Source organism: Bacillus sp. PPSBB_2 (assembly GCF_045291115.1).
GTDB lineage: Bacteria > Bacillota > Bacilli > Bacillales > Bacillaceae_G > Bacillus_A > Bacillus_A cereus.
The window spans coordinates 4092564-4113166 of the sequence record NZ_CP147983.1; the positions used below are offsets into that span (position 1 = coordinate 4092564).

A 20603-nucleotide genomic window follows, 5' to 3' on the forward strand; every position below is an offset into this window, starting at 1 on the left:
CTCGTCACCTCGTCTCTTCTTTGCGCTCCTTCGCACGCAACTGACCGCAGGCTGCATCAATATCATGACCTTGTTCACGGCGAATCGTTACATTCACTCCACGATCTTTTAACGTTTTCTCGAACAAGAAAATTTGTTCACGTGGCGTACGTACATAATCACGTTCAGGTACGTAGTTTACCGGAATCAAGTTCACATGACATTTTACACCTTTTAAGAGCGCAGCAAGCTCTTCAGCATGCTCTACTTGGTCATTTTCTCCTCCAAATAATCCATATTCAAAAGTAATACGACGCCCTGTTCTATTTACATAGTATTTAATAGCTTCCATTAAATCTGGTAATTTATAAGCACGGTTAATCGGCATTAATTTTGAACGTAATTCTGAGTTTGGAGCATGCAATGAAATCGCAAAATTAATTTGTAGATCTTCTTCAGCAAACTTATAAATTTTCGGGATAATTCCACTCGTCGAAACAGTCATATGTCTCGCACCAATATGAAGTCCTTTTTCATGGTTAATGATGCGTAAGAATCCCATTAAATTATCATAGTTATCAAATGGTTCTCCAATCCCCATAACAACAAGAGAACTTACACGTTCTTCTGTTTCATCAAGCGCACGCTGAACTTCTACTACTTGCGCTACGATTTCTCCAGCTTCTAGGTTTCGCTTTAATCCACCAAGTGTCGAAGCACAGAACGTACACCCAATACGACAACCAACTTGCGTTGTTACACAAATGGAATTTCCATATTCGTGTCGCATTAATACCGTTTCAATAGAATATCCGTCATATAATTGGAATAAGAATTTAATTGTTCCATCCGAAGACGTTTGTTTTACTAACGTTTTTAAAGTAGTAATATCAAAGGAATTCGACAATTTATCACGCAATCCTTTAGAAAGGTTTGACATATCCTCATAATTTTTTACACGTTTTTTATATAACCAATCAAAAATTTGTCCAGCACGGAACTTCGGTTCTCCTTGTTCCTTTAACCAATCTTGCATTTCATGAAGTTGTAAAGAGTAAATTGATGGTTTCTTCATTTCTAAATTTTTCTTTTGTTTTCTTACAGTCGTTTCCATGATGCTACACCTTCTTCCTTAAACAAGCAATATAAAAGCCATCCGTCGCAAAATAATGCGGTAAAATTTGCACTTGACCTTCATCAATATACGGAGTTAATTTTTCTGGCATACGCTCTTTAAGCGTAGTATCCCATTCAAATTCAGGATGTTCTTGTAAAAATTTCTCTATTACTTGTTCATTTTCTATTTTCTCAATTGTGCACGTACTATAAACAAGACGACCGCCTTGTTTTAATAATGGTGCTATTTTTTCTAGTATTGCAATTTGAATCGTCGATAATCTTTCACTATCGCCTTTATCTTTTCCTAACTTAATATCAGGTTTACGTCTAATTACACCAAATCCAGAACACGGTGCATCTACCAATATTTTATCAAACGTTTCATTTGCAAAGTGCTCTTGCACTTTTCTAGCATCTAGCGCTTTAGTTTCGACATTTTCTAGACCAAGTCGCTCTGCTTGCTGCTTAATTAAACGTACTTTGTGTGCATGTAAATCAAGGGACATGACCTTACCAGTTCCCTTTAATCGTTCCGCGATATGCGTTGTTTTTCCGCCTGGAGCAGCACAACTATCAAGAACTGCATCTCCCGTATTCGGTTCTAAAGCGCGTGCTACAAGCATAGAACTTTCATCTTGAATAGAAAGAAATCCTTTTTTAAACGCTTCTGTATGCGCTACATTTCCTCTTTCAATCTGAATAGCATCATCTGATAAGTCACCACGTTTTGCTTCTATACCTTCACTTGCCAACAACTCAATCGCTTCTTCTACAGTTACCTTATCAACATTCACACGCGCTGTTGGTACAGGGGGTAACATGTTTACTTCGCACATTTTTTCTGCAGTTTCTAAACCGTATTCTGAAGTCCACTCTTGGACAAGCCAAACTGGATGACTTGTTGTAATTGCAAGACGTTCTACTGGATCCTTGATTTCATCTACAGAAGGTACACCTTCTCTCTGAATCGAACGTAATACACCGTTCACCATACCAGCAATTCCTTTATGCCCGCGACGCTTTGCAATCTCAACCGCTTCATGAATAGCCGCTCTTTCTGGCACTCGGTCTAAATAAATCATTTGATATAAAGATAAGCGAAGCAATACTCTTACCCACGCCTCAACCTTCTTTTTTAAAAAAGGCTGTAAATAATAATCTAATGTGTCACGACGTTGAATCGTTCCATATACAATTTCAGTTAATAAACCAATATCTTTTCTATCAATTGCACTTTTTTCAATTAGATTATTTAAAAGTAAGTTGCTATATGCACCACTTTTTTCCACTTGAATTAAACCATCAAGAGCTAATTCACGAACATTTTGTCTCATGCATTTTCTCCTAACTTCGTTCCAATTTCAGGTTTTGTTCCACGTAAAAATTGTGAACAACTCATACGCTTTTTACCAGAAGGTTGCAATTCAGTAATTTTAACACCTGTTTCATTACTCGTTGCTACAACAAAACCATCTTCTTCGATTGCAACAATCGTACCTGCTTCAGCCGGTTCAGTTATAGGCACTTTTTCCCCCCACCATACTTTAACAACTTGTCCTGCTAAAGTTGTATAAGCAACTGGCCATGGATTCAATCCGCGAATGTGATTGTATACTTCTTCACCTGTTTTTGTCCAATCAATTTTCTCTTGCTCACGTTTTATATTGTACGCAAACGTTACTTCTTCTTCGTTTTGTTTAATCGGTTCTAACTTACCTTGAATTAATAAAGGCACTGTTTTAGATAGAAGGTGTGCTCCTGCTTCACTTAATTTATCAAATAATGAGCCTGTCGTTTCACGCTCTTCAATTTCAACTTCCACTTGCGTTAAGATATCACCAGCATCCAATTTTTCTACCATATACATAATTGTAATACCTGTTTTTTCTTTACCTTCCATAATTGCATAATGAATTGGTGCACCACCACGAAGTTCAGGAAGTAAAGAAGCGTGAACATTAATACACCCATACTTTGGTGCTTCTAAAATTTCATTTGGTACAATCTGCCCAAATGCAGCTGTTACAATTAAATCTGGCTCTAATGCCAATACTTTTTCATATTCATCTTTTTCACGAATTTTTAACGGCTGTAACACAGGGATACCATGTTTTTCCGCTTCAACTTTAACAGGTGTAGGTGTTAATACTTTTTTTCTACCTACTGGACGATCAGGTTGCGTCACAACACCTACTACCTCATAGCCATCTTCAATAAGACGACGAAGCACCGGCACTGCAAAGTCCGGTGTTCCCATAAACACTACTTTTATCATTTAAAAACCGCTCCTTTTAACACCTATTCTAGTTCGTTTTCTTCATAATATCTTGTCACTTTCGATGTAAATAAAACACCGTGTAAATGATCAATTTCATGTTGAATTGCACGCGCTAAAAATCCTTCCGCTTCTAATAAGAATACTTTCCCACGGCGATTTTGCGCTCTTACTTTAATATAATGGGCACGTTCTACTTCACCATAAAGTCCCGGGAAGCTTAAACAGCCTTCGGGACCTACTTGTTCACCACGTTTTTCTAATATTGATGGATTGATTAACTCGATTTTCCCAGTATCATCATCTACATCAACAACCGCTACTTGCAAGCTTACACCTACTTGAGGCGCAGCTAAACCGACTCCGTCCGCAATTAACATTGTTTCATGCATATCTTTCAACAATTTCACTAACTTTTTATCAAAGTTAATTACTCTTTCGCATGGTGTTTCTAACACTTCATTTGGATGCTTTATTATTTCTAAAACTGCCATATTTCCCTCCGCTACATTAACATTGTTGGATTAAAATCAATTGAGATTTGTAGCTCTTTTTGCATTTCTGCTTGATAATGTTCATTTACCATTTTGAGCACGTTCTTTAAGTTTGGTTCCCGTTTGTATTTTATCATGCATTGATAACGATATCTATCTTTTATCCTTGGAATCGCTGAAGCAACTGGTCCTAGCACCATTGTTTGCTGTGAGCAATGCGTTCGTAAATACGAGGCAATTTTTTCCGTCACTTGTACCGCTTTTAATAATTCTGGATGAGATACAGTTACGAGTACAACATAGTAATATGGGGGATATTGTCTTGTTCGTCTCATTTGCATTTCTTGGTCAAAAAACACATCATATTGTTGGTTCTTCGCTAACTCTATACTGTAATGTTCTGGCGTATACGTTTGAATCACAACTTCCCCTGGCAATTCATGTCTACCCGCTCGTCCACTTACTTGCGTCAGTAACTGATATGTCTTTTCACTCGCCCGAAAATCAGGTAAGTGAAGCATCGTATCTGCAGTTAAAACCCCAACGAGCGTTACTTTCGGAAAATCTAATCCTTTAGCAATCATTTGTGTTCCAAGTAATATATCTGCTTTTTCTTCCCCAAACGCCTTTAATAATTTTTCATGCATTCCTTTTCGACTTGTCGTATCTACATCCATTCGAATGACTCGTGCCTCTGGAAATAGTTTTGTAATTTCTTCTTCTACCTTTTGTGTACCTGTACCAAAGAAACGAATGTATGTACTTTGACAAGCTGGACACTCAGTTGGCATATTCTCTTCGTAACTACAATAATGACATTTTAAACGATGATTCATTTTATGATATGTCAATGAAATATCACAATGCGGACATTGGACAACATACCCACAATCACGGCACATAACAAATGTAGAATGACCTCTTCTATTTAAAAAGAGTACCATTTGTTCTTTCTTTTCTAATCGATCTGCTATTTTTTCATGCAGCGCCTTAGAAAACATTGATCGATTCCCGTCACGAAGTTCTTCTCGCATGTCAACAATCTCTACCGTTGGTAAAGCTTGTTCATTCATACGTTTTTCCATTGTTAATAGTTCATAAACACCTTTTTTCGCCCTTGCAAACGATTCAAGTGTTGGTGTCGCACTACCAAGAACGATAGGACATTTATGATATTGTCCTCTCCAGACAGCTACATCTCTTGCATGATACCTCGGATTATCTTCTTGTTTGTAACTTGATTCATGCTCTTCATCAATAATAATAATCCCTAAATTCTCAAAAGGCGCAAAAACAGCTGAACGCGCACCAACTACAACTTTCACTTCTTTTCTTAAAATCTTACGCCACTCGTCATACTTTTCTCCAACAGACAACGCACTATGAAGAACTGCAACTTGCGAGCCAAACCTACCTTTAAAACGATCCACCATTTGGGGCGTTAGTGCAATTTCAGGAACAAGAACGATAGCTTCTTTTCCTTTCTTGAGCACTGCTGCTATAGATTGTAAATATACTTCTGTCTTTCCACTTCCTGTAACACCATATAGTAAAAATGGATTATAAGTTTCATTTGTAATTGATGATAAAATCGGTGTAATAACTTGTTTTTGTTCCTCCGTAAGTGGAAATGGTTTTGTTTGTTCAAAATCATCATCGTCATACGGATTTCGGTATACTTCCACATACTTTTCTGAAATGAATCCCTTTTTAACAAGTGCTTTTATTGGAGCATCTGTTATTTGTAACTCTTCTGTAATTACTTTCAACGGTGTACTTTTATAATTTTCCACAAAATAATAAAGTACATCTTGTTGTTTTTTACTTTTCAGTTCAAATGCCGCTAATTCCAATTTATCTTCTGGCAACTCCGGCTGAACCACTCTTTGCTTCTTCTTTTGTACTTTATCTTTCACTTGATAAACGACTTCAACCGTACCATTTTTAATTTCTTGTTGAATAGTTCGGTATAAATGTGGCTGTTGCTCGATTACTTCAAAATCAATTGCTTCTTTATCCTGAAATAAATATAGTATTTCAGGTGCTATTTCTTCCTGTTTACAAAGTTGTAGACGTTTTTTATACGTTGCTTTTATCGCAGTTGGAAGCATCACTTGAAAAGCTGAAATCATGTAGCATAACGTTTCACTTGTAAGCCAATATCCAAGCTTTAATAATTCATCATTTAAAACCGGTGTTACATCTAATATTTCATGGATTGTCTTTAACTTCTTACTTTCTACATCCACCGAATCTTTAATCCCAATAATAAAACCTTGCAATTTTCTTGGCCCAAACGGAACTACTACACGCATTCCTGTCTGTACAATATCTTCCCATTTTTTAGGAATAATATAATCAAATGGTCGATCTGTCTGACGGGCAGGTACATCAACAATTACACTTGCAAATTTCATAAACGATCATCTTCTAACATCATTTCAATTTGCTTCAATATTTCACGAGCTACCTCTTTTTTCATTAAAAGTGGCAACTCAATAACTTTTCCATCTTTTCTATACATTGTTACAATATTCGTATCCGTGCCAAATCCAGCTCCTTGCGCTTTTACATCATTCGCGACAATCATATCTGCATTTTTCTCACGTAGTTTTTTCGTTGCATATTCCTCTACATTTGTCGTTTCAGCAGCAAAACCGATAAGTAACTGTTTATCCTTTTTCTGACCTAATGTTTTTAAAATATCCACCGTTCTTTCAAGTTCAATGACAGCATCACCATTTTGCTTTTTCATTTTATTCTCATGCACATATTTCGGACGATAATCTGCAACTGCTGCTGTTTTAATGACAACGTCTACGTTTTGATAATGTTGAAGAACTGCTTCTAACATATCTTGTGCAGATTCCACTTGCACTGTCGTTACATGTAACGGTGGATTTAATGCTGTCGGTCCTGAAACGAGTATAACATCAGCGCCTAAATTCGCTGCCACTTCCGCAATCGCATACCCCATTTTCCCAGAAGAAAAATTCGTCATAAAACGAACTGGATCAACCTTTTCACGTGTTGGGCCAGCAGTTATTAATATTCTTTTTCCCTGCAATGGTTTGTGTTCTGAGAAAGCTTCCTCTAACCGTGCAATAATTGCTTCAGGTTCTTCTAGTCGTCCCTTCGCTACATATCCACATGCTAAAAAGCCTTCCCCAGGCTCAATAAATGTATATCCTAGCGTTTTCAATGTCATCATATTTTTTTGAACTATTTTATTTTCATACATATGCACATTCATAGCAGGCGCAATCCATACCGGAGCTGTAGTAGCTAACAAAGTAGTTGTAATCATATCATCTGCAATACCACCAGCTAACTTTCCAATACAATTGGCAGTAGCAGGTGCGACAAGTACAACATCCGCCCAATCTGCTAAATCAATATGAGCAATAACAGCTGAGTCTTTCTCATCGAATGTATCCGTATATACATCATGGCGAGAAAGCGCTTGGAATGTAAGAGGCGTAACAAACTTCATTGCCGACTCACTCATCATTACTTTGACAATCGCGCCAGATTGTGTCAATTTACTCGTTAACGCAGCTGCTTTAAAAACCGCAATGCCTCCTGTTACACATAGAAGTATCTTTTTCCCTTTTAGCATATGACTCGTCCTCTTTCTTTTTCAAACTTATAATACTGAAATAGAATTCTCAGCTCGTCAGTACCAATATTTCATTCCTTTCGTAAAAAAATAACAACCTACTTGTAAATAGGTTGTTACCGTTACATAGAAAATTATAAAGTCTATGTTTTATTTTGTCGAAGGCAAAGGCTTATTCAGCTACTTTATCTTCACTTGGTACGTAGCTTAATGCTTCTGCATCGATTTCTTCTAATGCTTTACCTACACATTTATGAGAAACAGGTTTTTCTACAACACAGTTATTAGCAAGTTGCATTTCACGTGCGCGTTTTGCAGCCACTGTTACTAAAGTGTACTTAGAATCGATTTTTTGTAGTAATGAGTCAATTGATGGATTTAACATAATTATAGACCCTCCGTCATTTCTTTATAATATTTTGCTACCCTTTCGCGGCGGCAATGTTCGCCAACCACAATTGCTTTAATTCTATCACAAGCTAATTCAACTTGATCGTTTTCTACTACATAGTCGTAAGCGTCCATCATCTCGATTTCTTCTTTCGCTACAGTTAAACGATTTTCAATAACATCTTCAGTCTCTGTACCACGTCCGACAATACGGCTCTTTAGTTCAGATAAACTTGGAGGTGCTAAGAAAATAAATACACCTTCTGGGAAAGCTTTCTTAACTTGAATTGCTCCTTGCACTTCAATTTCTAAGAATACATCTTTTCCTTCTTGTAATGTTTTTTCAACATAGTCAATCGGTGTTCCGTAATAATTACCTACGAACTCAGCCCACTCAAGTAATTTTTCATTACGAATCATTTCCTCGAATTCTTCTCTTTCTTTAAAGAAATAATCCACACCATCTACTTCACCTTCACGCGGCTTACGTGTCGTTACTGAAATAGAGTACTGAAAACGTGTATCCTCATGGCTAAACAGCTCTTTACGAACCGTCCCTTTTCCAACCCCAGAAGGCCCTGAAAGAACGATGAGCAATCCTCTTCTACTTCTCATAAATATGTAAAACCTACCCTTCCTCACTTAAATCTTCTTTATTATTCAAACGATGTGCAATCGTCTCTGGTTGAATTGGACTTAATACCACATGCCCATCATCCATAACAATAACCGCCCTTGTTTTTCTCCCATACGTAGCATCAAGCAAAGCATTATGTTCGCGTGCTTCTTGTACTGTTCGTTTAATAGGAGCTGACTCCGGACTTACAATAGCAATAATTCGATGAGCAGATACAATATTTCCGTATCCAATATTTAAAAACCGCATGGCCATAGTTTGCGCCTCCTAGTACGTCTATCCGATTTCTCCACCACGTATAACTTTATATATTTTTTGAAAGCTACTCAATATTTTGTACTTGTTCACGAATTTTTTCAAGGTTATTTTTCATTTCTACAACATATTTTGAAATTGTTAAGTCATTTGCCTTAGAACCAATCGTATTAATTTCTCTATGCATCTCTTGCACGATGAAATCCATTTTCCTTCCAACAGGCTCTTCAATCTGCAATGTTTCACGAAATTGCTCTAAATGACTTTGCAAACGAACTAACTCTTCATGAATATCACAACGCTCTGCAAAGATTGCGACTTCTGTTAGCAATCTTTGTTCATCTAGATCTTGATTATGTAATTCTTTTAAGCGATTTTCTAATCGTTCACGATATTTTTGTGTAACAATTGGTGCATGTGGAATAATCGCATTTACACAATTGCTAATCTCTTGTAAACGATACGCTATATCTTTATGTAATCGTTCTCCTTCGCCATCTCTCATCGTTTTCAACATATGAGCAGCTTGACGAACAGCCTCATATAAACTGTTCTCAAAATGTTCATTTACATTTTCTATTTCTTCAATTGCTGTTACTTCTGGCATTGCCATTAATTGTTCGAGTGTAATAGAATCTTGTAATTGAAATTTCCCTTTTATATCTTCCATCATCGATTGGTACTGCTCAAGAAGTGACCAATTCACACTTAATTTTCTTTCAACAAGTCCTTCACCTGCTATACTAATAGACACTTCGATGCGCCCACGTCGAACTTGCTGTGCAATTATTTTACGAATTTTGTCCTCAAATACCATCATTTGCTTAGGAAGTCGAATACTCATCTCTAAAAAACGGTGGTTCACCGATTTCATTTCTACTGTAATTTGAAAAGTATCACTTTCTACTTTCGATCTTCCAAACCCTGTCATACTAGAAATCATTTTTATCACATCCAAGCCATAAAATAACTCAATGAAAAAGGTAATAGAGACAAGGCTCTACTACCTTCTGTAAATTATATCACATTTTCATAACATTGACTATTTCAAGTTTAATCCCTTCTTATATAACATCGGCTTTTTCTTCTTAGCCTTTTTCCCTGTTAATAAAGAACCTACTAGTAAGAAAGTCGGAATTGATGACAAACCTCCAATTAATAACCAATCTCTTGCTTGTATCGGCATTGTGCTAAAGATCGGTTGTAACGGTGGATAATATATAACCACTAGCATAAGTAGTAACGAAATAATAACCGCCCCTACTAAATACACGTTCCCAAATGGATTACGGTGAAAGACAGAATGCTCACTACGACAATCAAATACATGAATAAGCTGTGCAAGTACCAACGTCGCGAACGCTACAGTTTGTGCATATTTCAGTTCATTTGGATGTTGGTTATACGCAATAATAAACGCCACTAACGTCACTGCTCCAATTAAAAACCCTCGACTTATTATTTTCCACGCAAGCCCTCTAGCGAATACCCCTTCTTTCGGGTGACGCGGTGTTCTCTTCATCACATCTCCTTCAGCCTTATCCAAACCTAATGCCATCGCTGGTAAACCATCAGTAACTAAGTTCACCCATAAAATTTGAATAGGAACCATCGGCAGTGGTAATGCAAGTAACATTGCAAATAACATAACTAAAATTTCTCCAACATTTGACGCCAATAAGTAGCGAATGAACTTACGTATGTTCTCGTATATATTTCTTCCTTCTTTAATCGCTGACTTAATTGTAGCAAAATTATCATCTAGTAAAACAAGTGAAGAGGCTTCTTTTGCAACATCTGTCCCTGTAATCCCCATCGCTATCCCAATATCCGCTGTTTTTATAGCTGGAGCATCGTTCACTCCATCACCTGTCATCGCTACTATATGTCCTTGATTTTGCAATGCTTTAACAATTTTCAATTTATGCTCAGGTGATACACGAGCGAATACATACGTATCTTCTACAACATTTTCTAATTCCTCCACATCCATATTCGCGAGTTCTACTCCTTCAACAACGCGTCCATCTGGTGGTAAAACTCCTAATTGTTCAGCAATCGCCATTGCTGTCACTTTATGATCACCTGTAATCATTACTGTTCGAATACCAGCTTCTTTACACTCTTTTACCGCCTGCGCGACTTCTGGCCTTGGCGGGTCAATCATACCTTGTATCCCAACCAACATAAAATCTTTTTCAACGTCTCTTTCATGTTCAATAGAATCCGTGACTTTTAAAGGTTTAAACGCAACTGCAATTGTTCGAAGCGCTTGACTACCTAAGCTATGAATAGCCGCCTGTACTTCTTTTCTATATAGCTCACTTAACGGCTGCTGCTTATCCCCCCATAAGATTGTTTGACTCATTTGCAAAAGAACATCCGGTGCTCCTTTCGTAACAATAAACTTTTTCCCCTCTCGATCTCGTACAATAACACTCATCATTTTTCGAGTTGAATCAAATGGAAATTCACGAATAATTTCAAATTTCCCTTTCAATGCCTCACGTGTTATCCCAGCTTTCATTGCTGCAGCTACAAGCGCTCCCTCTGTTGGATCTCCATCTAATACGTACGCCTTTTTCTTTTGCATAATATTTGCATTGTTACATAGTGAACCAAATGTAAGTAGCTGATAAAGTGATTTTGTCTTAGCTGGATTCACTTCTTTTTCACCTTTCATAAAAGAGCCATTAGGTTCATATCCTTGCCCTGTCACTTTCCACAATTCTCCGCCTGACCACATATGTGTTACCATCATTTTGTTTTGCGTCATTGTTCCCGTTTTATCAGAGCATATAACAGAAGCGCAGCCTAACGTTTCTACGGCCGGTAACTTCCTTACAATTGCTCTCTTTTTTATCATACGCTGTACACCAAGTGATAAAGCTACTGTAACAATTGCTGGCAATCCTTCTGGAATAGCCGCAACAGCTAGCGATACCCCAGCTAAAAACATATGATATACTTCATTCCCTTGATACACACCAGCCAATACAACGAGCGCTGTCAAAATAAGAGCTACAATAATTAATATTTTTCCGAGCTGTTCTAACCTTCTTTGCAGTGGCGTTTCCATTTGCTCTGCATTTTGCAACATATTTGCAATTTGCCCCATCGCTGTATTCATACCAGTTGCTACAACGACTCCTGTACCAGATCCTCGCGTAATCATTGTCCCCATAAAAGCCATATTTTTTTGATCACCAATTGCAACATCTTGCCCTTGCAATGCTTCTACCTTCTTTTGTACAGGTACGGACTCCCCTGTCAAAGCAGACTCTTCAATATATAAACTTGATGCCTCAACAAGACGCACATCAGCCCCAATACGATCACCACTGGAAAACTTAATAATATCACCTAAAACAAGTGCTTTAGATGGTGCTTTTACCCACTTTCCATTCCGCATTACAGTAACTTGCGGGGCGGCTAGTTCCTTTAAAGCTTCCAATGATTTTTCAGCTTTTCTTTCTTGAAAAAAGCCGAGAATACCATTGATAATAACAATGGCAACAATAGCAATAGAATCAATGTATTCACCTAAAAACGCAGAAACAATTGTTGCTCCAAACAAAACGAGTACCATGAAATCTTTAAACTGTGCTAAAAATACCATTAGTGCAGAAGGCCTTTTTGCTTCTTCTAATTCATTAGTACCAAATTTCTTTACTCGCCCTTCTGCTTCTTTCTCTGTAAGTCCAACCTTTACATTCGTATTCGTTCTTTCTTCCACTTCATGTGCTCGCATTCCATACCAGTTCATCCTGCTATCGACCTCCTGATTCCAGACATACTCTATTGAAAGCTTATTCAGCCTCGTCCAAAAAAATGCTATAATTAACATTTAGTTAGAAAGGAGTGTTCATTTATGGCATTCGATGGATTATTTACAAGAGCGATTACACATGAAATTGAAAATTCTCTTTACACAGGAAGAATTTCCAAAATATATCAACCTTCAAAATACGAGATTTTATTACATATTCGAGCGAATGGAAAGAACCAAAAACTAATTCTTTCATCTCATCCTACATATGCGCGTATGCACTTAACGAATCAAAACTACGATTCGCCAGCAATACCGCCGATGTTCTGTATGCTTCTTCGCAAACATTTAGAAGGTGGATTTATTGAAAAAATTGAACAAATCGACTTAGAACGCATTATTCAAATTACAGTTCGCAATCGTAATGAGATCGGAGACGAATCATTAAAAACATTAGTAATTGAAATAATGGGACGACATAGTAACATTATCTTATTAGATACGAAAACAAACGTGATTTTAGATAGCTTAAAACACGTTTCATTAGCCGTAAACCGTCACCGAACTGTATATGCTGGTGCTGAGTACGTCGCGCCACCAGCCCAACATAAAATCAATCCTCTGCAAATTGAAACCGCAGATGATTTTATTAGACCGCTAGACTTTCTATCTGGAAATATGGATAAACAACTCGTCGGTGCTTTCATGGGAATATCCCCATTATTTGCAAAAGAAGTAGTAAAGAAAGCCGGTATGGTAAACGAGAAAGCATTATCAGAAGCATTTTTCTCTGTACAAACACCATTACTATCTCATGCATATACACCTACAATGATTACTGCAAATGGAAAAGAATTCTTTTATCTTTTCCCTCTTACACACTTGCAAGGAGAAGAAAAAACATTCTCATCAGTGAGCGAATTGTTAGATCGTTTCTTCTTTGGCAAAGCAGAACGTGATCGTGTAAAACAACAAGCTCATGATTTAGAACGCTTTATGCAAAACGAAAAAAATAAAAACGAGAAAAAACTCATTAAACTCGAAAAAACACTGCAAGATGCTGGAAAAGCAGATAAATATCAACTATTTGGAGAGCTACTTACAGCCAATATGTACGCTTTAAAAAAGGGCGATAAAGATATTGAGGTCGTTAATTATTACGATGAGAATGGTGGAACTGTAAAAATCACATTAGATCCTTTAAAAACACCATCTGAAAATGCACAACGCTATTTCCAAAAGTATCAAAAAGCAAAAAATTCAGTTGTTGTTGTAGAAGAACAAATTGAAAAAACAAATGAAGAAATTCTTTATTTTGATAGCTTACTTCAACAAATGGAAGCTGCTTCTTCAAAAGACATTGAAGAAATTCGTGAGGAATTAGCTGAAGAAGGTTATGTGCGCAATCGCAAAACGAAAAACGCAAAGAAAAAGCCTACTAAACCAGTATTAGATAAATATGTAGCAAGTGATGGCACAGAGATTTTCGTTGGTAAAAACAATAAACAAAATGATTATTTAACAACGAAGTTTGCCCGCCGTGATGAAATTTGGTTACATACGAAAGATATACCTGGCTCTCACGTTGTCATTCGTTCTTTAGAGCCTGCTGAAGAAACTTTACTAGAAGCTGCCAAAATTGCTGCCTATTACAGTAAAGCGAAAGAGTCTAGCTCTGTACCTGTTGATTTCACCAAAATACGCCATGTCAAAAAACCGAGTGGTGCAAAACTTGGTTTTGTTACGTACGACAATCAGCAAACCGTATATGTAACACCAGATGCTGATATTGTAATGAAATTAAAAGCATAAATAAAAAAATGCGTTGCTTGTATGCAGCGCATTTTTTATATGTTTTCAATTTCGTTGCTATATCCATTCAATATTGTCAAAAAAATTGACAGTATCATTTCACATTTGTATAAATTTTTTTACAGCATGTAAATAAAGTACAAGTGTAACTCCAATCATTTTTCCCCATCCCCCTGCTATTCATTGAAGCAATCTAGATTTTATGAACAAACCGTCTCCCACAAATTACGGGCTATTTTTTTATCTCCCCTAAAATATATGTTGTCCCTACTATCCTTTCTTCAAATATACATTTTGGCACGCTATTTGCTTTATTCAATACTATGAATAGGAGGAATTAACATGACTTTAAAAATTAATAAAATCCAAAATCAACTACAAAACTATGAAATTGACGGGTTACTTATTACAAAAAAAGAAAATCGCCAATATGCAACAGGCTTTACAGGTAGCGCTGGCGTCGTCTTAATCTCTGCCGATCAAGCTGTTTTTATCACTGATTTCCGCTATGTAGATCAAGCGAAATCACAAATAAAAGATGCTGAAATTATTATGCATAAAGGAAATTTAGAAAAAGAAATTGCACATCAAGTATCGAAATTAAACATTCAAAAACTTGGAATTGAAGAAAACAACATGACATTGCAACAATATAAAAACTTGCAAAAATACGTACAGGCGGAAATGATTCAAGTGTGCGAAATTATCGAAAATATTCGTATCATTAAAGACACGCCTGAAATAGAAACAATGAAAATTGCAGCTAATATCGCGGACGAAGCATTTCACCACATTCTTACGTTTCTAAAACCAGGAATAAGTGAAAATGCTGTACGAGATGAATTAGAATTTTTCATGCGAAAAAAAGGTGCTGCATCTTCATCATTTCAAATTATTGTAGCTTCTGGTGTTCGTTCTTCTCTTCCACATGGAGTTGCATCAAATAAAATAATTGAACGAGGCGACATCGTTACATTAGATTTCGGTGCACTTTATGACGGATATTGTTCTGATATAACACGTACTGTAGCAATAGGAGAACCATCGGAAGAATTCAAAAAAATATACAATGTTGTACGAGAAGCGTTAAAACGTGGGACTGAAGCGATTAAGCCTGGAGAAACCGCGAAAAGTATCGATGATGTAACAAGAAACTACATTACAGATTGTGGATATGGTCAATATTTTGGTCATTCTACTGGTCATGGTCTTGGCTTAGAAATACATGAACCTCTTCGCTTATCCCAAGAAAGTAAAGCTACATTAAAAGAAGGTATGGTTGTTACAGTTGAACCAGGTATTTACATACCAAACTGGGGCGGTTGTAGAATTGAAGACGATATCGTCATTACAAAAGACGGATATGAAGTTATTACAAAATCAAATAGAGAACTAATTGTAATCCCTTGTTAAAATCATGGCCTTTTTAAAAGGAGTTTTTCTCTACACATAGAATTCCTTCTCTGGAGTATTCGTTTAAAGAGTCTAGTGGTAATAAGTCAAGAGTAAAACAAGACTGATTTTTTCTAGGTGCGATTTTTTCAGCATACGGAAATAGACCCGACCAAAAATGAAATTTTTTCGGGCCGTTTCCAAGATTGCGTCAATAACAAAGTGTTATTTTTCTATCACGCTCCTTGGTGGCGTGTAGAGTTGATGGTTACGTAGTAGCGTATCCACCAGACGCACAAATTTTCTTGCGGTTAAGACGATGGCTCTTTTGTGTTGATGTTTGGGTGTTTCTTTGTATTTCTTTTGATAAAATGCTTGATATTCAGGCAAATATCTTCTTACTGAATTGGCAGCCTCAACTAAGTAATAGCGAAGATAACGATTGCCTTGTTTGGTTAAGGGCGTATTTTCAGACTGATAATTTCCAGATTGCTTGATTTTCCAGCTTAATCCGGCATATTTAGCTAGTTTCGTTTGGTCTTCAAATCGTTGGATTTGTCCGATCTCAGCTAGTAATCCAGCAGCATACACTTTTCCAACACCAGGAATACTCGTCAAGCATTGGTATTCTGGTAGGACCATTACGAGCTGTTCAATTGCCTTATCAAGGTCTTTGATACTGGCTTCGAGTGCACGAATTTCGCGAGCAAGAATACTCAGGATAATATTGATGGATTCTTGAGCGACTTCTCCTAAACGATAAGACATAGTAATGGCTCGTTGAATCGTTTTCGCTAATCCTTCTGGATTTTTAAACCGGCCGTTACCTTTTTCTTGAAGCAAAGAGGCGAAATCTGTTAAAGGCATTTGAGCTAATTCTTCTAACCCATAATCTTCTGTCATTAAAGCGATTAAGGTAGCTCCAAATACAGAAGAAGGAGTTTCGCTATTCTTTAACTCACGCGTGAGCGTGTTGCATTTGTAAGTTAAATTTTCGAGAAAATGTTGTTTCGTTTCTACAAGTTGTCCAATTAATTGGTAACGTGTGCGAGTTAAACGTTGAAGAGCCATATATTTCTCTTCTTTAATGGGAGACGTAGTGAATCTTTGGATTCTTAAAAAGTCAGCGATTCGCATCGCATCATTTTTATCTGTTTTATCTTCATCAAATATTCGACTGAATTGCTTGATGCGAAAAGGATTTTCGATGGTAACGACGGTATTTATACGCTTTAATTCTCGATCCTCATTAAAAAATGTAGCAGGATGAAAGCTGTACATAGAAGTTGACTCCATGCCTATGACGATTTGAGAAAACGAGTACACATTTTGAAATTCTAAAATTTTTTGTTTAATTTGATGAGCGCCTTTCACGTCATTTCCGAGACTCGCTTCAAGAAGAATTGTCAATTGGTTATCGTCTGATAAAAAGCACACATCTAGTTTCTCAGAGCTGACATCTAATCCGACAAATAAGTTCATTTGGAAGGACCTCCTTTCATTGGTTATTTGGAATATGCTTCGATACTATGGGATTTCCCAGAAGCTCATTGCGTAACCACAACCTCGCCTACGAGAATACAATGACAACTTTTGGGGGCTACCTTTTGAACTACTATCCAAAAGCCCAATCAGTTATCGAAACAGCTAGTGTGTTGGTAGTGATAGCAATGGCTCGGGTAACAGACTTTTTATCGTAGACAGAGCTACAGGGGAAATGAGCAAATTCCCGATGGATCCTTTCCATACATCCATTGTATCTGGGAAATTCAATAATATCGAAACAAATTCCGTAAGGAATCTTGTTATCTATTTTTTTTAAAATCAGGGTAATTAGAAAGCAGAAATACTGATCTAAACTATATTCTACGAGGGGGAATTTAAATTGAATTTTGTAATTGATAAAATAGAGGGTTTACAAGTAGAATTTTCAAATCTTGTTTCCATGATGAATTACGCTCGCTATACAACAATGCAAGCAGTGGAAGGTTTAACAATTGAAGAACTTGATTATTTATATGATAAGGACGCAAATTCAATTGGTATGTTATTGTATCATATGGCTGCTATTGAATTTTACTACCAAATTCATACCTTTGAAGACCGTGAACCGACGGAAGCTGAATTAGAACATTGGTTACCTGCTATTGAGTTAGGGAACCTTGGACGCGAGAAAATAAAAGGAAAATCTATAAAATTTTACATCAATACATTACAAGAAGTACGTTCCAAAACGATTGCAACATTTCAATCATTACCTGATGAATGGCTGTTTAAAACAACAGACTTTTGGTATGACAAACCAGCTAACAACTACTTTAAATGGTTTCACGTTTTTGAAGATGAAATCAATCATCGCGGACAAATTCGTTTAATTAAAAAAATGCAAAAAGCCCATTCAGTAAAATGAGAAAATGCCACCGAATAAGGTGGCATTTTCTTTTATTCATTAACGAATAACTTTTCGTTTAATTTTTTAGTGACTATCGCTACCAACATTAAAATGCAAATTAAATATAGTAATTTCGCAATAAACAACCATTCTTGAAACATTACAATTCCATCTATTATCTCATTTCCTTTTAATAACAAAAATGGGATCATACTAATTATAATGATAAACTCGATACTGAAAACCATTTTCTTTTTTCGACTATATGCTTTCCATTCATTCCAGCGATACATAGGAGCAAAAATCAATACGCCAATACATAATATAACTGGTACCCATCCACTGTTAAGAAATTGCCCTGAAATAACTGATAATAGTAAACAAACGAGCACACCATAATATCCTATTCTCTCTCTCATTCGTACTCCCCCATTCTACCTCTCCTAAAATTCCATTTTTAGGATTAATTGTATTGTAACATCCATTTATCGTCCTTACCATTACAGTACATGAAATTTTACTTTTTTCTTTTTCCTATACTCACATACTTTCACTGCTTTCATACAATAAACTACACGAATGCCTAAAGGATGTGAATGTTATGGGAGTTGAATTAACGCTATTACACGCTCTCTACATTATTTGTTTACTCACTATTATTACCTTTTTTATTCTCCGGAAAGATACGACGATTATTTGTATCGTTTTTATCTTTTTATTAGCATTAACTGCAACAAGTTCTATCCCTCTTGCCATTAGCGGGATTTTTCAAAGTTTCATTTACGCCATTACTGAGCTATTACCAACTATATTAATCATCTCCATTATCGTATCAATGAGCAATTTACTCGTTCATACTGGCATAAATGATACGATGATTTCACCATTTACAAAAATGATTCGTACACCTACACTCGCCTACTGGATTATCGGCCTTTTAATGATGACCATTTCTTTCTTCTTTTGGCCTTCTCCAGCTGTCGCCTTAATGGGAGCTATTTTATTGCCGGTTGCTGTACGTGTCGGTCTTCCTCCAATTGGGGTTGCAATTGCTATGAACTTATTCGGACACGGCATCGCCTTATCTGGCGACTTCGTTATTCAAGGTGCACCGAAATTAACTGCAGACGCGGCTGGTCTCCCTGTTTCCAGCGTCGTATCTGCAAGTGTTCCACTTGTTATCGTTATGGGCATTGTGACAACTTCCGTCGCTTTTTTCTTCTTACGAAAAGAGTTTCATACAGGCTTATCTATACAAGAATCTATTCCATTAACTGCGTCTTCTAAAACGCTCACTTCATTATCTCCTCGCACAAAGAAATGGCTCGCTATATGTATCCCTACCGTATATATCATTGATATCCTTTGCATGATTCAATTTAAACTACAAGGAAGCGACGCAACTGCACTTATCGGCGGAACGACTGTTATTATGATTATCATCATTTCACTCATCGCCTACAAAGGTAATGGACTAAATAAAACAACCGATTATTTTATAGAAGGGCTCCAATTTGGATTTAAAATCTTTGGTCCAGTTATTCCAATTGCTGCACTCTTTTATTTAGGAGATAGCGGCTTTGTGAAAATTATCGGAGACTATTTACCGAAAGGTTCACATGGAATCATTAACGACTTAGGGATTGCCTTATCTCAAACGGTCCCTTTAAACCAATACGTATCGGCGGGAACATTAACTATCGTTGGTGTCATAACAGGCTTAGATGGATCTGGTTTTTCCGGTATATCGCTTGCTGGTTCCATTGCAAACCTTTTCGGAACAGCTTTAGGTCATGGAACAGCTACATTAACAGCACTCGGACAAATTGCGGCTATATGGACCGGGGGCGGGACGTTAATTCCTTGGGCGCTTATTCCTGCTGCTGCAATTTGCAAGGTAGATCCATTTGAACTGGCACGCCGAAACTTTTTACCGGTTGTTATCGGTTTAATTGTCACCACTATCTTTGCGAGGTTTATTTTATAACGTAAGCAAGTGTTCTCTTGCTTACGTTTTTTCTTGTAAAATTCATCATGAATTACTGGTTTTCAACAGGGATTCGTTATCCCTTAGCGAAATTATATTAGGAGAGTAATTTTTTCAAAACGTTTACGAGAAACAGATTACTGCAATTAGAAAAGGGGACATAACTATGAATGAATTGATTTTCGTCTTATTAATTTGTCCGTTACTTATCTTTATCGTTTCTGTTATTGGAACGCGCAAGTCGAAAACGTATTACGTAATGCCGATTGTAACGTTTGCTAGTTTTTTAATAATAGGTGTTATCGCCTTTACTCCAAAATTTTTCTTTTGGGTCGGCATGTATAGCATTTTCTCATTTATTGTTTCTTATGTGACTCTATTGTTTGTAAGAGGATATAAGCTTGCAGAAAGCACTAAGTAGTTAAGGAGATTGTAATATGATTTTCTTTGATATTGATGGAACTTTACTTGAATTTTTAACAA

Annotated in this window: 18 protein-coding genes; 5 read left to right on the top strand and 13 right to left on the bottom strand. The window is 36.7% G+C overall.

All coding sequences use genetic code 11. The features are described from left to right. Positions 1 to 4 precede the first annotated feature (4 nt). From rlmN to V6946_RS20405, 11 genes are all read right to left on the bottom strand, one after another. On the bottom strand, positions 5 to 1093 hold the full coding sequence (rlmN, locus tag V6946_RS20355; protein WP_006928333.1) for a 23S rRNA (adenine(2503)-C(2))-methyltransferase RlmN: 1089 nt from the start codon (positions 1091 to 1093) through the stop codon (positions 5 to 7). A gap of 4 nt (positions 1094 to 1097) precedes the next feature. Beyond that, positions 1098 to 2432 (bottom strand): 16S rRNA (cytosine(967)-C(5))-methyltransferase RsmB, encoded by a 1335-nt coding sequence (rsmB, locus tag V6946_RS20360; protein ID WP_001249666.1) that lies wholly within the window; start codon positions 2430 to 2432, stop codon positions 1098 to 1100. Beyond that, a complete protein-coding gene (gene fmt / locus V6946_RS20365) occupies positions 2429 to 3373 on the bottom strand; it encodes a methionyl-tRNA formyltransferase (RefSeq protein ID WP_006928330.1) in 945 nt (314 codons plus the stop codon). Before fmt ends, rsmB begins: the two co-directional genes overlap by 4 nt. A 23-nt stretch (positions 3374 to 3396) precedes the next feature. Beyond that, positions 3397 to 3867, bottom strand: coding sequence for a peptide deformylase (def, locus tag V6946_RS20370; protein ID WP_006928326.1), 471 nt, complete (start codon positions 3865 to 3867; stop codon positions 3397 to 3399). A gap of 11 nt (positions 3868 to 3878) precedes the next feature. Beyond that, positions 3879 to 6284: a primosomal protein N' gene (gene priA / locus V6946_RS20375; RefSeq protein ID WP_000666720.1), complete on the bottom strand. Its 2406-nt coding sequence runs from the start codon at positions 6282 to 6284 to the stop codon at positions 3879 to 3881. Beyond that, positions 6281 to 7486, bottom strand: a complete 1206-nt coding sequence (coaBC, locus tag V6946_RS20380; protein WP_000911750.1) for a bifunctional phosphopantothenoylcysteine decarboxylase/phosphopantothenate--cysteine ligase CoaBC — start codon at positions 7484 to 7486, stop codon at positions 6281 to 6283. Before coaBC ends, priA begins: the two co-directional genes overlap by 4 nt. A gap of 172 nt (positions 7487 to 7658) precedes the next feature. Then, complete coding sequence (gene rpoZ, locus V6946_RS20385) at positions 7659 to 7871, bottom strand: DNA-directed RNA polymerase subunit omega (RefSeq protein ID WP_000933960.1); 213 nt, start codon at positions 7869 to 7871, stop codon at positions 7659 to 7661. 2 nt (positions 7872 to 7873) lie between these two features. Beyond that, complete coding sequence (gmk, locus tag V6946_RS20390; protein WP_001257741.1) at positions 7874 to 8491, bottom strand: guanylate kinase; 618 nt, start codon at positions 8489 to 8491, stop codon at positions 7874 to 7876. A 13-nt stretch (positions 8492 to 8504) separates the two neighbouring features. Continuing rightward, positions 8505 to 8768, bottom strand: coding sequence for an extracellular matrix/biofilm regulator RemA (gene remA, locus V6946_RS20395; RefSeq protein ID WP_001251456.1), 264 nt, complete (start codon positions 8766 to 8768; stop codon positions 8505 to 8507). 67 nt (positions 8769 to 8835) lie between these two features. After that, a complete protein-coding gene (locus V6946_RS20400; protein ID WP_000625866.1) occupies positions 8836 to 9711 on the bottom strand; it encodes a YicC/YloC family endoribonuclease in 876 nt (291 codons plus the stop codon). A gap of 99 nt (positions 9712 to 9810) precedes the next feature. Beyond that, positions 9811 to 12534 (bottom strand): calcium-translocating P-type ATPase, SERCA-type, encoded by a 2724-nt coding sequence (locus tag V6946_RS20405; RefSeq protein WP_006928320.1) that lies wholly within the window; start codon positions 12532 to 12534, stop codon positions 9811 to 9813. Between the two features lie 105 nt (positions 12535 to 12639). Between V6946_RS20405 and V6946_RS20410 the strand changes: the two genes are divergently transcribed. Further along, a complete protein-coding gene (locus V6946_RS20410) occupies positions 12640 to 14349 on the top strand; it encodes an NFACT RNA binding domain-containing protein (protein ID WP_366981312.1) in 1710 nt (569 codons plus the stop codon). 342 nt (positions 14350 to 14691) lie between these two features. After that, positions 14692 to 15762 (top strand): Xaa-Pro peptidase family protein, encoded by a 1071-nt coding sequence (locus V6946_RS20415; RefSeq protein WP_000172800.1) that lies wholly within the window; start codon positions 14692 to 14694, stop codon positions 15760 to 15762. A 204-nt stretch (positions 15763 to 15966) separates the two neighbouring features. Here V6946_RS20415 and V6946_RS20420 read toward each other — a convergent pair whose 3' ends face one another. Beyond that, positions 15967 to 17223, bottom strand: a complete 1257-nt coding sequence (locus tag V6946_RS20420; protein ID WP_256426878.1) for an IS110 family transposase — start codon at positions 17221 to 17223, stop codon at positions 15967 to 15969. Between the two features lie 403 nt (positions 17224 to 17626). Between V6946_RS20420 and V6946_RS20425 the strand changes: the two genes are divergently transcribed. Then, positions 17627 to 18151: a DinB family protein gene (locus tag V6946_RS20425; RefSeq protein ID WP_001012051.1), complete on the top strand. Its 525-nt coding sequence runs from the start codon at positions 17627 to 17629 to the stop codon at positions 18149 to 18151. Between the two features lie 32 nt (positions 18152 to 18183). On the opposite strand, the gene V6946_RS20430 is transcribed toward V6946_RS20425, so the two are convergent. Further along, positions 18184 to 18552, bottom strand: coding sequence for a YoqO family protein (locus V6946_RS20430; protein ID WP_006928319.1), 369 nt, complete (start codon positions 18550 to 18552; stop codon positions 18184 to 18186). 182 nt (positions 18553 to 18734) lie between these two features. On the opposite strand from V6946_RS20430, the gene V6946_RS20435 reads away from it, so the two are divergent. Together V6946_RS20435 and V6946_RS20440 are read left to right on the top strand one after the other, a co-directional pair. Beyond that, the gene (locus V6946_RS20435) at positions 18735 to 20120 is read left to right on the top strand and encodes a hypothetical protein (protein WP_366981722.1); all 1386 of its coding nucleotides are present in this window, start codon (positions 18735 to 18737) and stop codon (positions 20118 to 20120) included. A gap of 166 nt (positions 20121 to 20286) precedes the next feature. After that, complete coding sequence (locus tag V6946_RS20440; RefSeq protein ID WP_006928316.1) at positions 20287 to 20541, top strand: YbeF family protein; 255 nt, start codon at positions 20287 to 20289, stop codon at positions 20539 to 20541. Positions 20542 to 20603: the final 62 nt, after the last annotated feature.